The following is a 13,936-nucleotide window of genomic DNA, read 5'->3' as shown; positions in this document are numbered from 1 at the left end:
GAACCCCTTCGACGGTCTTACGCGCCGACCTTGAAGCGCGCGAAGTCGGTCACCGAGATGCCGGCGTCCTTCGCGACCTGGGCGACGGAGAGCTTGTTGTCCTTCGCGTAGTCCTGCTCGAGCAGGGCGACCTGCTTGATGAACGCGGCGACACGGCCCTCGACGATCTTCGGCAGAGCCGCCTCCGGCTTGCCCTCGTTACGCGAGATCTCGGTGACGATCTCGCGCTCCTTCTCGACCGCAGCCGACGGAACGTCCTCGCGGGACAGGTAGGACGGGTTCGCGAACGAGATGTGCTGAGCGATGCTGCGAGCGGTCGCCGCGTCGTCACCGGTGTAGGCGACGACGACGCCGATCTGCGGGGGCAGGTCCTTGCTCGTGCGGTGCAGGTAGACCTCGACGCCGTCACCGGTCACGGTGCGGACGCGACGCAGTTCGACCTTCTCGCCGATGATCGCTGCCTCTTCCGAGATCAGCTGCTCGACGGTCTGTCCCGAGGCGTCAGCGGCGAGGGCGGCCTCGACCGAGTCGGCCCTGACGGCCGCGACCGCGTCGGCGACCTTGTCGGCCAGCGCGATGAAGCGGTCGTTCTTGGCGACGAAGTCGGTCTCGCAGGCGAGCTCGACGAGCGTCACGGCGCCGTCCTGCTCGCGGGCGACGACGAGACCCTCGCTGGTCGAGCGGTCAGCGCGCTTGGCGTTGCCCTTGGCACCCTTGAGACGCAGGATCTCGGTGGCCTTCTCGACGTCTCCGTCGGCCTCCTCGAGCGCCTTCTTGGTGTCGACCATTCCCGTTCCGAGCTGCTCACGCAGCGCCTTGAGGTCGGCGATGGTGAAGTTGGCCATGTGTGGTGGCTCCTTGCTTCGTGATGTATTGGTGGTCGCGGAATTACTTGGCGTCGGCCTCGGCGGCGGGAGCCTCGGCGTCAGCGGCCTCGGCGGCCGGAGCCTCGGCCTCGGCAGCCTCGGCGGCAGGAGCCTCGGCCTCGGCGGCCGGGGTCTCGGCGTCAGCCGCAGCGTCGGTGTTCTCGCCCGCGGGGGTCTCGAGGAGCTCGCGCTCCCACTCCGCCAGGGGCTCGACGTTGCCGGCCTCGGGGTTGTGCTTCTGCTGCAGGCCCTCGGCCGCGGCGTCGGCGATGATGCGGGTCAGCAGCGAGACCGAGCGGATCGCGTCATCGTTGCCGGGGATCGGGTACTGGAAGTCGTCCGGGTCCGCGTTGGTGTCGAGGATGCCGATCACCGGGATGCCGAGCTTCTTGGCCTCGTCGATGGCGAGGTGCTCGCGCTTGGCGTCGACGACCCACAGCGCGGACGGCGTCTTGGTGAGGTTGCGGATACCGCCGAGCGACTTGTGCAGCTTGTCGAGCTCGCGCTTCTTGAGCAGAAGCTCCTTCTTGGTGAAGCCGCTGTTCGCCGGGGTCTCGTAGTCGAGCTCCTCGAGCTCCTTCATGCGCGCGAGACGCTTCGAGATCGTCGAGAAGTTCGTGAGGAGTCCACCGAGCCAGCGCTGGTTCACGAAGGGCTGGCCCACGCGGGTCGCCTGCTCGGCGAGGATCTCCTGCGCCTGCTTCTTGGTACCGACGAAGAGGATCGTGCCGCCGTGCGCCACGGTCTCCTTGACGAAGTCGTAGGCCTTGTCGATGTAGCCCAGCGACTGCTGCAGGTCGATGATGTGGATGCCGCTGCGCTCGGTGAGGATGAAGCGCTTCACCTTCGGGTTCCACCGACGGGTCTGGTGTCCGAAGTGCACGCCGCTGTCGAGCAGCTGGCGGATGGTGACCACAGCCATGGTCGTCTCCTTGTTCTGGCGCCGAGCGCCGTTGAGGTTGTCGCCGATCACGTGATCGGACTTCCTGGTGCCCGGCGCACACCCGCCCCGTGAGGGGACCTGTGGGAGTGGATGCCGCGACCGGAGTCGCTATGGGCACGCGTAGTCACCCCGGATTCGAGGTGCTCGACCAGCATACAGGATGCGGACGGCCGCCCACCCGCGTCCCTCCCTCCACGGGAGCGCACTCGGTGCCGTTGTCCCCCGCAGCCGACTGCCGCGTGAGAACGGAGCCATCGCGATCACGGCACCGGGCAGGATCCTCCCATGACACCCTCCGCGACGCGACCGGACCGGAGCCTTGGCGATCCTCCTGCTGCGACGGCCCGGCGCGCGTCCGTCTCCCTCCATCGTCGCTTCGTCATCCTGCTGCTGCTCCTCGGCGTCCTCGTGACGTGCGCCGCCCCTGGCGCAGTCCCGGCGGCGGCGTCCTCCGGATCGCCGACAGCACCCGCCGGGTCATCGTCGTCGCCGCGCTGGACCTGGCCGGTCCCGGGTACGCGCACCGTCGTCGCCCCCTTCCGGGCTCCGGCTCGCGCCTTCGGCGCCGGACATCGCGGGATCGACATCCTCGCCGCGGCAGGGGGCCCGGTCGTCGCTCCGGCCGATGGCGTCGTCGCCTTCCGGGGCACGGTGGTCGACCGACCGCTGCTGACGATCGAGCACGAGGGCGGGTTCGTCTCGACCCTGGAACCGGTGGAGTCGGCCCTGCAGCCGGGCGCCGCGATTCGAGCGGGCACGGTCGTCGGGACGCTCGGCCACGGCGGTCACAGCCCGGCCGGCGCTCTGCATCTCGGCGTGCGGCGGGAGGGTGTGTACGTCGATCCGATGCTGCTCTTCGGCGGGGCACCCCGGGCCGTGCTGCTCCCCTGCTGTGCTCCCCTCTGAGCGTGAGCGTGAGCGTTCAGGCGCGAGGATGCGCGAGGCGGTACGTCGCCGCCAGGCGTTCCGAGGAGACATGCGTGTAGATCTGCGTCGTGCCGAGGCTCGAGTGTCCGAGGATCTCCTGCACAGCACGGAGGTCGGCGCCTCCGTCGAGCAGATGCGTGGCCGCCGTGTGTCGGAGGGCGTGGGGGCCCACGTGCTCCGACCCGATCACCGGCCCGAGCGCGCCGGCCACGAGTTCGTACACGGCGCGCGGTCCCAGGCGGGCCCCGCGCACTCCGAGGAACACCGCGGGCGAGGGCGAGGACGACCGCGCGGAGAGCGCGGGCCTCCCTCGACGCAGGTAGGCGCCGAGGGCCTCGGCCGCCGGACCGCCGAAGGGCACGACGCGCTCTTTCGCCCCTTTGCCGAGCACGCGTGCGGTGCGCCGATCGAAGTCGACGTCATCGATGTCGAGTCCGCAGAGTTCCGAGACGCGGATACCGGCGGCGTAGAGGATCTCGAGGATCGCATGGTCGCGCAACGCGACGGCATCGCCATCGGCGGCGCGTGCCCGGTGCCCGTCGAGCAGCCCCTGCATCGCGTCTCGCGAAGCAACCGTCGGCAGAGTGCGTCCGCGATTGGGCGCGACGAGTCGGAGGCTCGGATCCGCGGCCACGAGTTCCTGCTCGCGAGCCCACGCGAAGAACGAGCGCACCGCCGCGGCGCGACGTGCCAGAGTCGACCGCGCATCGCCCCGCTGCGTCGCGCGCCACAACCAGTCGCGGAGCATGTCGAGGTCCACGGCCTCGAGATCGCGATCGCCGATGCTGTCGCGGAGGTCGCGGAGGTCGGACCGGTAAGCGCGCACGGTGGCGGGCGACAGCCGGCGCACCTGGGAGAGGTGCGCCGTGAACGACTCGACCGCCTCCTCCAGCTCCATCCGACCATCATGTCGCGCCGCACGGCCGGCGGTCTCTCAACGCGCCGCTCTCCGCCACCCGCCGTCGGTGCGTCTCACCGCTCCCTCCAAGTCGAGGATGCCGAGAAGCGCGGCGATGCGCGCCTCGTCGAGGCCGGAGCGACGGGCGAGCTCCTGGACCGGGAGCGCGGAACGTGAGCTGAGCGCGTCGAGCAGACGCGTGCGGTCGGGGTCCGGGGCGTCGACGGCCGGCCCGGGCACGGGGGCCTCGCCCCACAGCTCGCGCACCTCCTGTGTCGTCGTCACGCACCGGGCGTCGTATTCGCGCAGCAGCCTGTGGCAGCCCGCGGATGCTGCAGAGGTCACGGGTCCCGGCACGGCACCGAGCGGCCTGCCCAGCGACGCCGCGTGCCCTGCCGTATTGAGCGACCCGCTGCGCCAGCCTGCCTCGACCACCACTGTCGCGTCACCGAGGGCCGCGATGAGCCTGTTGCGCGCGAGGAAGCGCCACTTGGTCGGCGCGGCCCCGCAGGGAACCTCGCTGACCACGGCACCGCGGGCGGCGATCTCGGTGAGCAGCCTCTGATGCCCGGCCGGGTACGCGCGGTCCACTCCCCCGGCGAGGAGCGCGACGGTGGGTCCGTCGACCCGGAGGGCGGCACGATGCGCGGCACCGTCGATGCCGTACGCCCCTCCCGAGACGATCACCGCGCCGGTCTGCGCGAGGTCTCCCGCCAGCTCGGCGGCGAGGTGCTCCCCGTAGGGTGTCGACGCACGGGCCCCCACGATCGCGACACGCCGTCGCGCTGCGAGAAGCGCCGGTCGGCCACGCACCCACAACGCGACCGGCGCGTGGACGTCCAGGTCGTCGAGGGATGCCGGCCACTCCGCATCCCCCGGGAGCAGGAGCCGGGCTTTCACGTGCCGCGCGCTCTCCAGCGCCTGCACGACCGCACGCGGATCTGCCCTAGGAAGCCATCTCGCCCGAGCCTTGTCGACACCGACGAGGTCGGTGGCGGTGCGCACTCGGCGCGACGCTTCCTCCGGCGACCGCCGGTCGAGTGCGCAGAGGAGCGCCTCGACTGCGCCGACCTCCCGGATGAGCGCCCCGGCTGCGCCGTCCCCGGGCTCCGCGATCACCGACCATGCCGCGCGCGCGACGACGACATCGACCGTGTCCGCGTCCGGTCGCAGCGCCCGGGCCGCCGCGCGCGCGTCGGGCGAGAACATCCGCATTGCGCTCACCGCGCCGCCCCCTGCTTGAGGAGGAGAGCCCGACCGACGTCGTCCCGTCGCGGCCGCTCCGCGCCGGCGAGGTCGGCCATGGTCCACGCCAATCGCAGAACCCGGTCGTACCCCCGGAGGGTCAACGCCCCGCGCTCGAGCGCCCGGTCCAGCGGCCCGCGCACCGCGGCGTCGAGCCGCATGCCCCCCTGCCGCAGCCAGGTGCCCGGCACGTCGGCGTTGCGCCGCCACGGCGTGCCCGCCCAGCGCTCCTCCGCCCGGGCGCGAGCCTGTCGGACGCGCTCGCGGGCCGTGGCGGTGTCCATGCCATCCGCGACGGCGGCGGTCGCACGGGATGCGGCGACGCGCGAGACCGAGAGCTCGATGTCGAGACGGTCGCGCAGCGGGCCGGACAGGCGCGAGGCGTATCGACGGATCGCCACCGACGGGCAGCAGCACTCGGCTCCTCGCACCCCGTAGTTCCCGCACGGGCAGGGGTTCATCGCGAGCACGAGTTGGAATCGTGCGGGGAACCGAGCGACGAACCCGGCTCGGGTGACCTCGATCGCCCCCGATTCGAGCGGCTGACGCAGCGCATCGAGCGCGCTGCGGGAGAACTCCGCCGCCTCATCGAGGAACAGGATGCCCCGATGCGCTCGGACGATCGCTCCGGGGCGAGCCACCCGCGAGCCGCCTCCCACGAGTGCGGCGACGGATGCACCGTGGTGCGGCGCCTCCAGCGGCGGGATCCGCTCGAGTCTCGCGACCCCCTCTCCGATGAGTGAGCGGATCGCGGCGACTTCGAGCGCCTCATCGTCGGAGAGCGGCGGGAGGATGCCGGGGAGACGGCGCGCGAGCATCGTCTTCCCGGCGCCGGGCGGTCCGCTCAGCAGCATGTTGTGCCCTCCGGACGCCGCGACGAGCAGCGCATCGACGGCGTCCTCCTGCCCGACGACATCTCGGAGGTCGGGAACGGGTGCGGGGTCGGGCGGGGGTTCTCCCGCACTCACCGCGACGACCTCGGGAACCTCGACCTCCGCTCCGTGCCACGCCGCGACCTCCGCGAGCGACGCGGCACCCCGCACCTCGACTCCGGGGACGAGACGAGCCTCGGCCTCGTTCGCCACCGGCACGACTACACGATCGAACCCCGCTCGTGCGGCTGCGAAGACCGCCGGAAGCACGCCGGGGACGGGACGCAGACGACCGTCCAGTCCCAGTTCCCCGATGTGCACGGTCTGCCGGATCGCTCGACGCGGGATGACGTCGCCGCTCGCCAGCGCCGCTACTGCGATCGCCAGATCGAATCCGGAACCGTGCTTGGGCAGGCTCGCGGGCGACAGGTTGACCGTGATGAGCCGGCGGGGCAGCTCCAGCCCGGCGTTGCGACCGGCGTTGTGCACGCGCTGGGCGGCCTCCCCCAACGCTTTGTCGGGAAGTCCGATGATGCGGAACCCCGGCGTCTGGTTCGACAGATCGGCCTCGACCTCGATGAGGTGTCCGTCGACCCCGGTGAGCGCGACCGCCCACGTGCGCGCGGTGCTCATACGAGATCCGTCAGATGCTCGAGCACGCCGGTCGCGGGCGTCGCTCCCACGATGCCGATCGCGTGCAGACGGATCGATCGGCCGCGGGCGGATTCGGGATGCGCGACGGCCCAGGCGAGCGCCAACGCCCACAGCCGACGCCTCTTTCGTGCGTCTATCGCCTCGAACGGGTGGCCGAAGCGCTCGCTGGTGCGCGTCTTGACCTCGACGACGCAGAGCTCACCGCCCCGCACCGCCACGATGTCGAGTTCGCCCTGCGGCGCTCGCCAGTTGCGATCGACCACCGTGTACCCGAGGTCGCGCAGATACGACGCCGCCCGTTCTTCCCCGGCCCTGCCGAGTTCGTCCTTCGCTGCCATGACGACAGCGTGCCGCCCCCGCGGGGCACCCGCGGCTGCTGCCGCAGGCGACGAGCGAGTTCAGAGAAAACTCCGAACCGCGGCGACGCGTGGAGGAAGAGTGCCGCCGGTTACTCGCCGTCGAGCGAGAGCTCCTGGGGGATCTCGAACTCGCGGCGCTGCAGCTCCTCGACGTTGACGTCCTTGAAGGTGAGCACGCGCACGGCCTTCACGAACCGGTCGGCGCGGTAGATGTCCCACACCCAGACATCGCTCATCGAGATCTCGAAGTAGAAGTCGTGCTCGGTGTCGCGACGGACGACGTTCACCTCGTTGGCGAGGTAGAACCGACGCTCCGTCTCGACCACGTACTGGAACTGCGACACGACGTCGCGGTACTCGCGGAACAGGGCGAGCTCGAGCTCACGGTCGTAGTCGTCGAAGGCTTCCTCATCCATGGTCCCTCCATCCTAGGCCTGGACGGAAGACGCCGCCGTCGTGCGCTCAGAACAGGGTCGGCGCGTCGGCGATGGCCCACGACGACCGGTGGAACGGCGACAGCCCGAGGGTCCGGATCGCCTCGCGGTGCTCGAGGCTCGCGTACCCCTTGTTGCGTTCCCACTGGTAGTCGGGGTGATCGGCGTGCAGCTGCGTCATGTGCGCATCCCTCGCGACCTTCGCGATCACCGAGGCGGCCGAGACCGATGCGCAATCGCGATCGGCCTTGATCACGGGCCGCACGTCGAGGGCGACGGGGTGCACCGCCGAGAGGTAGTCGTGGTTGCCGTCGAGCAGCACGACGGCCCCCTCCAGCGAGGCGCCGAGGGCAACGACCGCGTCGACGGCCCGCGACGCGGCGAGCCCCAAGGCCCGCATGATGCCGATCTCGTCGACCTCGGCCGCACTGGCCCATCCGACGGCGGATGCCTGCACCCAGGAGGACGCACGTGCGGCGACATCCGGTCGGCGGCGTTCGGTGACGAGCTTCGAGTCGCGAAGCCCTTCCGGAACGCGGCGACGCGCCCCCGCGGCATCCATGACGGCTGCCCCGACGGCGACGGGACCGGCGAGAGCGCCGCGGCCGACCTCGTCCAACGCGATCACGAGCGAGCGCTCGGTCAGGATGCGCCGCTCGAGCGTCAGCTTGGGGGCCACCACGCTCATTCGGAATCCGGCACGCCATTGAAGATGTCGTAGTGCCCGTCGATCGCCCCGATGCGGTCGAGGGGCCAGGTGGTCAGGAACGCCTTGCCCACGACGTTGGCGACCGGGACGAATCCACCGCTCGGCAGGTCTTGGTGCTCGCGGGAATCCCGCGAGCGATCGCGATTGTCGCCGAGGAGCCAGAGGGAATCGTCCGGCACCGTGACGTCGAACGGCATGTTCGAGGCCGAGGTGTCGCCCTTGGGAAGGTTCAGGTAGTCGAGCTCGTCGACCGACGCCCCGTTGATCGTGATCTGGCCGAGCGCGTTGCAGCAGACCACATGATCGCCGGGGAGGCCGATGATCCGCTTGACCAGGTGGTCCTGCGAATCCGATGCCGAGAGACCGATGAAGGTGAGCACACCGTCAACGGCCTGCACGAGTGGGGGCGCAGGCGGTGTCTGGGGCTGGGCGTCGAGCCACCCTCCCGGGTCCTTGAAGACCACGACGTCGCCGCGGTGGTAGTCGGTCCACCGGGGCGTGAGCTCGTCGACGAGGATGCGGTCTTTCACGATGAGGGTGCGCTCCATCGATGCGGAGGGGATGTAGAAGGACCGCACGATGAACGTCTTGACCACGAACGACACGAGAGCGGCGATCACGATGATGACGAGCACGTCGCGCAGGAACACGAGAAGGCCGCGGCGGCGCTTGGTCCGGGGGGCGGCGGAGGTGTCAGACGTCATCGGGTTCCTTCGAGATCGTGCGGGTCCTGGAAGACCGTATACAGGGTCGCACACGGAGGGGAAAACACAGCACCCCAGGACATCGTGTCCTGGGGTGCTGTGGAGATGCTGCGACTCAGCGGTCGCGCTTCTCCTTGATCTTCGCCTTCTTGCCGCGCAGCTGGCGCAGGTAGTAGAGCTTCGCGCGGCGCACGTCACCGCGGGTGACGACCTCGATGTGGTCGATCACCGGCGAGTGCACCGGGAAGGTGCGCTCGACGCCCACCTGGAAGCTGATCTTGCGAACCGTGAAGGTCTCGCGCACACCGTCGCCGGAGCGGCCGATGACGACGCCCTGGAAGACCTGGATACGGGAGCGGTTGCCCTCGGTGATGTTCACGTGCACCTTGACGGTGTCACCGGGGAAGAAGTCGGGGATGTCCGAACGGAGGGAAGCCGCGTCAACGGCGTCGAGGATCTGCATGATCGTCTCTCTCTGCACTCGCCCCAGGTCGGGATGCATGATGGAAGGAACAAGAAGGGATGCGTGCCGTACGGTGCGAGAGCATCCGCGGGCTCCCCTGAGGCAGAGCCGGTTGCGGCACAACGATCCATTCTGCCACGGATGCGGCGGGCCGCCAAAACGGCGCCTCAGCCGCGGGAGTCGGTCTCCTCCACGACGATGACCTCCGGCTGCCGCGACGTCGCCGAACGCTCGGAGCCGGGGCGCACCTGCGACCAGGTGACGGTCTCGCGGATGCCGACGCCGCTCCCCCGCAGTTCGGTCCACAGCTGCCAGACCTGGAGCCAGACGAGTCCGAGGCCGACGAGGATCGCGGCGATGAGCAGCCACCCGAACGCCCCGTCGATGAAGCATCCGACGGCCACGGTCAACGCGTGCCAGGCGGTGAAGCCCGCCACGTCCAACCACGACACCGCACGCTCCGCGCGGACCGACGGCCGGGAGCGGGTGAGCAGGGTGAGGGCGAGTTGGCCCACGAGCACCGAGGGGACGGCGATGAAGAGCACCCAGAGGATCGCCCAGCCGCCCTGGAACACGGCCCATCCGACGACCAGCCACAGTGGCAGCAGGAACGCCGCCGGGAGAAGCCAGCGGAAGACAGCGCGTCGCAACCACATGCCCCGATCGTATGCCGAACGACCAGGACGCGCCCGCGTGTTCGCTGACAGCGGCGGCGGCGATGACCGGCGCGACTTCGGGGAGAATGGAGGACGGACGAGAGGACTCCCCCGAATGATCGAACTGCGCACCCCTGCCGAGATCGACGAGATGCGCGCCGCGGGCCGCTTCGTCGCAGAGACCCTCGCGACCCTGCGCGACGACACGAAGGTCGGGACGAACCTTCTGACGATCGACCGACGCGCGCACGACCTCATCCGCGCGCGTGGTGCCGAGTCGTGCTACATCGACTACCACCCCTCGTTCGGCGCCAGCCCGTTCGGCAAGGTCATCTGTACCTCGGTGAACGACGCCGTGCTGCACGGACTCCCGCACGACTACGCGCTGCGCGACGGCGACCTCGTCTCGCTCGACTTCGCGGTCTCGGTCGACGGCTGGGTCGCCGACTCGGCGGTGTCCTTCGTGGTCGGCAGCCCACGCGAGGAGGATCTGCGCCTCATCGACACGACCGAGCGTGCCCTCGACGCCGCGATCGGCGCTGCCGTCGTCGGCAACCGCATCGGCGACATCTCCGCGGCCGTGGCCGAGGTCGCCCACGGCGAGGGCTACTCGATCAACACCGACTTCGGCGGGCACGGCGTGGGGCGCACGATGCACGGCGACCCGCACGTCGCGAACGACGGTCGCCCCGGCCGCGGCTTCCCGCTGCGCGAGGGACTGGTGCTCGCCCTGGAGCCCTGGTTCCTCGCCACCACCGACGAACTGGTCACCGACCCGGACGGCTGGACGCTGCGCAGCGTCGACGGTTCACGAGGAGCCCATTCCGAGCACACTGTCGCGATCACGGCCGACGGACCGATCGTCCTCACCGATCGCTCGTTCCTCGGGGTCGACTGACGGCGTCAGCCGTCGCCGCGGAGGTCGCCCTCCCTCTCCCACGAAGCGATCGGTCCCTCGATTACGCGGAACAGCGGATGCGGCTCGGGTGCGGTGACGTCGCGCCAGCGCGCCCACGTCTCGGGACTGCGCGCCTGCAGCTTGGCACGCAGGTGCGCCCACTCGTGCGCGAGCTGGCCGGTGGTCACCTCGCCGACGGGCGCGCTGATCGCACCGGGATGCTCGATCCGCGTTCGGTCGAAACGGTATCCACGGGAATCGGCCTCATCGGCGATGGCACCGAGGTACAGACCGATGGCGCCCGGCGGGTCGGGGAGAGCGCGGAACCGTTCGAGCTGCGGATGCGCACGGTAGCCGCGGGTGCGGCCCGCGAGGACTGCTTGGGCGAGCAGCGCCTCGCGCCAGCCCGCGACGAGACCCTGACGATCGAGATGGGCGGGGTGCAGCGACCAGATCCTCATGCGCGTTGATACACGAACACGTCGGTGACGTGCGGCAGGTCGAGAACGCTCCGACCGCGGGTGTCGACGTGCGCATCGAGAACCTCCTCGATGCCGCGCAGCATCCCCGCTCGCGTCTCATCATCAGCCACCAGGAGACTGCTCACGGTGCCCCAGCGCGCAAGGTAGTCGGCGCGCGAGATCCGCTCTTCCCAGGCGACCTGCCGGTGGTCCAAGAACGTGAACCCGGGCAGTGCGACCGCCGCAGCCGCCGTGCGATCCTGCTCGTCGACAGCGGGATGCGCGATCGCGTGGCTCGCCCTGTCCCAGTCGCAGGCGGGATCGAACCGGTTCCACAGCAGCCCGAGCGTGCCGCCCGGCTTCAGCACGCGCGCGATCTCGGCGCACGCGCGCTCACGATCGAACCAGTGGAAGGCCTGCGCCACCGTGACCGCGTCGACCGACGCGTCGGCGACCGGAATGCGTTCCGCCGTGCCCGACAGCGCGCCGACGTCGGGGAACCGGGCTCGCAGGATGTCGAGCATCGACTCCGCCGGTTCGACGGCGAGCACCTCGTCGGCCCACGGCAGCAAGAGTCCCGTCAGTTTGCCGGTGCCGGCTCCGAGATCGAGCGCACGTCCGACCCGAGACGGGAGGATGATGTCGACGGCTGCGGCGGGGAAACCCGGGCGGTAGCGGTCGTACGCCGCTCCCGCGCTCTCGAACGAGCGGGCCAGAGCCGCGTGATCCACCATGTCTTCGACGCTATCAGCAGAGTCCGCGACGGTGCCGGGAGTCAGACGTCGCTCTCCGGGAGCAGATCGGGCCGACGGAGGCGAGTCCGCTCCATCTGCTGATCGCGACGCCACTGGGCGATGCGGGCATGATTACCGCTCAGCAGCACCTCGGGCACCGGCCGGTCGCGCCAGACGGACGGCTTCGTGTACGACGGGTACTCGAGCAGGCCGTCCTCGTGGGACTCTTCGACCAGACTCTCCGGGTTCCCGACCACGCCGGGGATGAGCCGTCCGATCGCCTCGATCATCGCCATCGTGGCGACCTCGCCTCCGTTGAGCACGTAGTCGCCCAGGCTGATCAGGCGCACCTCGCCCAGGTCGGCGGCGTACTCGAAGACGCGCTCGTCGATCCCCTCGTAGCGGCCGCATCCGAAGACGAGGTGCTCGCGGGTGGAGAGCTCGCGTGCCGTGGCCTGCGTGAACCGCTCCCCCGCAGGCGACGGGAAGACGATGGTCGGGCGGGCGCTGTCGCGCGTGACGTCGTCGAGGGCGAGCGCCCACGGCTCGGGCTTCATCACCATTCCCGCGCCACCGCCGTAGGGCGTGTCATCGACGGTGCGGTGCCGGTCGGACGTCCAGTCCCGCAGGTCGTGCACGTTCAGCTGCAGGATTCCTGCGCCCTGAGCTCGCCCCAGCAGCGACAGCGTCAGACCGTCGAAGTACGACGGGAAGATGGAGAGGACGTCGATCAGCACGGGCCGAGACCCTCAGTCGGCCGGGTTCGCCGGCGCGGGATCGCCGTCGTCGTTCTGCGGCGTCTCCGGATCGTCGGGAAGCTCCTCGAACAGTCCGGCGGGAGGCGTCACGATGACCCGCCCGGCGCTGAGATCGACAGTGGGGACGATGGCCTCGACGAACGGGACCATCACCTCGTTCTCGCCCGCCTTGACGATCAGCAGGTCCTGCGCGGGGAGGTGGTCGACGCGGACGACACGGCCGATGACGGCGTCGTCCCGCACGACATCGAGGCCGACGAGCTGGTGGTCGAACCACGCGTTGTCCTCGGCGTCGTCACCCTCGTGATCGAGCCACAGGATCGCCCGGACGAGGGACTCGGCGGCCGTGCGGTCATCCACGTCCTGGAAGAAGACGACCGGGTTGCCGTTCATCACCCGATACTCGCGGACGACCACGGTCTTGCCATGCCACGGAGATGCCTCCGGCACCTGCAACGTGAACTCGGCTCCCGTGACGAAGCGTCGCTCGGGGGCATCGGTGTACAGCTCCAGCTTCAACGCGCCCTTGAGGCCGTGCGGCTTGACGAGTCGGCCGACGCGAAGCTGGTTCTTGCTCTGTGCGGGCTGCGCTGCCACGTCAGTCGTCCGCGACGTCGACGCGCACGCGGCGTCCGTCTGCCAGAGCGGCCACGAGGGTGCGCAACGCCTTGGCGGTGCGGCCGCCGCGCCCGATCACACGTCCACGGTCATCGGGGTGCACACGCACCTCGAGGACGTCGCCTCTCGGCGAGGTGGATGCAGTGATCTGCACCTCGTCGGGGTGGTCGACGATCCCCTTGACGATGTGTTCGAGCGCGGCGGCGAGCACAGCGGATTACTCTGCGTCGGCGGCGGGGGCCTCAGCGGCCTCCGCAGCGTCGGCCGGAGCCTCGGCCGGAGCCTCAGCCTTCTTCTCGGCCTTGGGCTTGACGACGGACTTCTTCGACGAGTCGACCTCGAAGGGAGCCTTCGGCTCGGCGACCTTGAGCGTGGACTTCGCGTCCTTGTCGCCCTTGAAGGTGCCCCAGTCGCCGGTGATCTTGAGGATGGCGGCGACCTGCTCGGTCGGCTGAGCGCCGACCGACAGCCAGTACTGCGCCCGCTCGGAGTCGACCTCGATGAACGAGGGCTCCTCGGTGGGGTGGTACTTTCCGATCTCCTCGATCACGCGGCCGTCGCGCTTAGTGCGCGAGTCGGCGACGACGATGCGGTAGTACGGTGCGCGGATCTTGCCCATGCGCTTGAGACGAATCTTGACAGCCACGATTCTCCTGAATGGTGTGGAAGGAAACGAACCGGTCGCCTGGAGCGTGGGGTGCACACCCGGCGGAAGCTCAAAAGGTGAGGACGGATGC

At 70.1% G+C, this 13,936-nt stretch carries 19 protein-coding genes; 2 read left to right on the top strand and 17 right to left on the bottom strand.

Annotated features, from left to right (window positions below; all coding sequences use genetic code 11):
* Nucleotides 1-17 precede the first annotated feature (17 nt).
* Together tsf and rpsB are read right to left on the bottom strand one after the other, a co-directional pair.
* Nucleotides 18-845, bottom strand: a complete 828-nt coding sequence (gene tsf, locus RWS82_RS04250) for a translation elongation factor Ts (protein ID WP_314647259.1) — start codon at nucleotides 843-845, stop codon at nucleotides 18-20.
* A 43-nt stretch (nucleotides 846-888) separates the two neighbouring features.
* Entirely contained in the window at nucleotides 889-1,788 is a 900-nt protein-coding gene (gene rpsB / locus RWS82_RS04245; RefSeq protein WP_314647257.1) for a 30S ribosomal protein S2, read from the bottom strand.
* 306 nt (nucleotides 1,789-2,094) lie between these two features.
* On the opposite strand from rpsB, the gene RWS82_RS04240 reads away from it, so the two are divergent.
* Entirely contained in the window at nucleotides 2,095-2,715 is a 621-nt protein-coding gene (locus RWS82_RS04240) for a M23 family metallopeptidase (RefSeq protein WP_314647255.1), read from the top strand.
* A gap of 16 nt (nucleotides 2,716-2,731) precedes the next feature.
* Here RWS82_RS04240 and RWS82_RS04235 read toward each other — a convergent pair whose 3' ends face one another.
* The 9 genes from RWS82_RS04235 to RWS82_RS04195 form a co-directional block, all read right to left on the bottom strand.
* Nucleotides 2,732-3,634 (bottom strand): tyrosine recombinase XerC, encoded by a 903-nt coding sequence (locus RWS82_RS04235; protein ID WP_314647253.1) that lies wholly within the window; start codon nucleotides 3,632-3,634, stop codon nucleotides 2,732-2,734.
* A 36-nt stretch (nucleotides 3,635-3,670) separates the two neighbouring features.
* On the bottom strand, nucleotides 3,671-4,849 hold the full coding sequence (gene dprA, locus RWS82_RS04230; RefSeq protein WP_314648180.1) for a DNA-processing protein DprA: 1,179 nt from the start codon (nucleotides 4,847-4,849) through the stop codon (nucleotides 3,671-3,673).
* Nucleotides 4,850-4,854: 5 nt separating this feature from the next.
* A complete protein-coding gene (locus RWS82_RS04225) occupies nucleotides 4,855-6,384 on the bottom strand; it encodes a YifB family Mg chelatase-like AAA ATPase (RefSeq protein WP_314647252.1) in 1,530 nt (509 codons plus the stop codon).
* On the bottom strand, nucleotides 6,381-6,743 hold the full coding sequence (locus RWS82_RS04220) for a YraN family protein (RefSeq protein ID WP_314647250.1): 363 nt from the start codon (nucleotides 6,741-6,743) through the stop codon (nucleotides 6,381-6,383). The genes RWS82_RS04225 and RWS82_RS04220 overlap by 4 nt, the downstream gene beginning before the upstream one ends.
* Nucleotides 6,744-6,853: 110 nt before the next feature.
* Nucleotides 6,854-7,180, bottom strand: coding sequence for a DUF2469 family protein (locus tag RWS82_RS04215; RefSeq protein WP_045280377.1), 327 nt, complete (start codon nucleotides 7,178-7,180; stop codon nucleotides 6,854-6,856).
* Between the two features lie 46 nt (nucleotides 7,181-7,226).
* Nucleotides 7,227-7,886 (bottom strand): ribonuclease HII, encoded by a 660-nt coding sequence (locus RWS82_RS04210; protein ID WP_314647248.1) that lies wholly within the window; start codon nucleotides 7,884-7,886, stop codon nucleotides 7,227-7,229.
* Nucleotides 7,883-8,611 carry a signal peptidase I gene (lepB, locus tag RWS82_RS04205; RefSeq protein ID WP_314647246.1) on the bottom strand — a complete coding sequence of 243 codons (729 nt, stop codon included), beginning with the start codon at nucleotides 8,609-8,611 and terminating at the stop codon, nucleotides 7,883-7,885. Before lepB ends, RWS82_RS04210 begins: the two co-directional genes overlap by 4 nt.
* 115 nt (nucleotides 8,612-8,726) lie before the next feature.
* Nucleotides 8,727-9,074 carry a 50S ribosomal protein L19 gene (gene rplS, locus RWS82_RS04200; protein ID WP_314647245.1) on the bottom strand — a complete coding sequence of 116 codons (348 nt, stop codon included), beginning with the start codon at nucleotides 9,072-9,074 and terminating at the stop codon, nucleotides 8,727-8,729.
* 167 nt (nucleotides 9,075-9,241) lie between these two features.
* The gene (locus RWS82_RS04195) at nucleotides 9,242-9,730 is read right to left on the bottom strand and encodes an MFS transporter permease (RefSeq protein ID WP_314647244.1); all 489 of its coding nucleotides are present in this window, start codon (nucleotides 9,728-9,730) and stop codon (nucleotides 9,242-9,244) included.
* Between the two features lie 115 nt (nucleotides 9,731-9,845).
* On the opposite strand from RWS82_RS04195, the gene map reads away from it, so the two are divergent.
* Nucleotides 9,846-10,628: a type I methionyl aminopeptidase gene (gene map / locus RWS82_RS04190; RefSeq protein ID WP_314647242.1), complete on the top strand. Its 783-nt coding sequence runs from the start codon at nucleotides 9,846-9,848 to the stop codon at nucleotides 10,626-10,628.
* Between the two features lie 5 nt (nucleotides 10,629-10,633).
* Here the strand turns inward: map and RWS82_RS04185 are convergent, their stop codons facing one another.
* Genes RWS82_RS04185 through rpsP form a run of 6 tightly spaced genes read right to left on the bottom strand, consistent with a single transcriptional unit; the run spans nucleotide 10,634 to nucleotide 13,845 of the window.
* Nucleotides 10,634-11,089, bottom strand: coding sequence for a pyrimidine dimer DNA glycosylase/endonuclease V (locus RWS82_RS04185; protein ID WP_314647241.1), 456 nt, complete (start codon nucleotides 11,087-11,089; stop codon nucleotides 10,634-10,636).
* Nucleotides 11,086-11,823 (bottom strand): class I SAM-dependent methyltransferase, encoded by a 738-nt coding sequence (locus RWS82_RS04180; RefSeq protein ID WP_314647240.1) that lies wholly within the window; start codon nucleotides 11,821-11,823, stop codon nucleotides 11,086-11,088. The genes RWS82_RS04185 and RWS82_RS04180 overlap by 4 nt, the downstream gene beginning before the upstream one ends.
* 41 nt (nucleotides 11,824-11,864) lie before the next feature.
* The gene (gene trmD / locus RWS82_RS04175; protein ID WP_314647238.1) at nucleotides 11,865-12,560 is read right to left on the bottom strand and encodes a tRNA (guanosine(37)-N1)-methyltransferase TrmD; all 696 of its coding nucleotides are present in this window, start codon (nucleotides 12,558-12,560) and stop codon (nucleotides 11,865-11,867) included.
* Between the two features lie 12 nt (nucleotides 12,561-12,572).
* On the bottom strand, nucleotides 12,573-13,178 hold the full coding sequence (rimM, locus tag RWS82_RS04170; protein ID WP_314647237.1) for a ribosome maturation factor RimM: 606 nt from the start codon (nucleotides 13,176-13,178) through the stop codon (nucleotides 12,573-12,575).
* A 1-nt stretch (nucleotide 13,179) separates the two neighbouring features.
* Nucleotides 13,180-13,410, bottom strand: coding sequence for an RNA-binding protein (locus RWS82_RS04165; RefSeq protein ID WP_314647236.1), 231 nt, complete (start codon nucleotides 13,408-13,410; stop codon nucleotides 13,180-13,182).
* A gap of 6 nt (nucleotides 13,411-13,416) precedes the next feature.
* A complete protein-coding gene (gene rpsP / locus RWS82_RS04160; protein WP_314647235.1) occupies nucleotides 13,417-13,845 on the bottom strand; it encodes a 30S ribosomal protein S16 in 429 nt (142 codons plus the stop codon).
* Nucleotides 13,846-13,936 lie beyond the last annotated feature (91 nt).

This window comes from uncultured Microbacterium sp. (assembly GCF_963528945.1).
Classification (GTDB): domain Bacteria; phylum Actinomycetota; class Actinomycetes; order Actinomycetales; family Microbacteriaceae; genus Microbacterium.
This window is presented reverse-complemented; position numbering and strand designations above follow the sequence as displayed.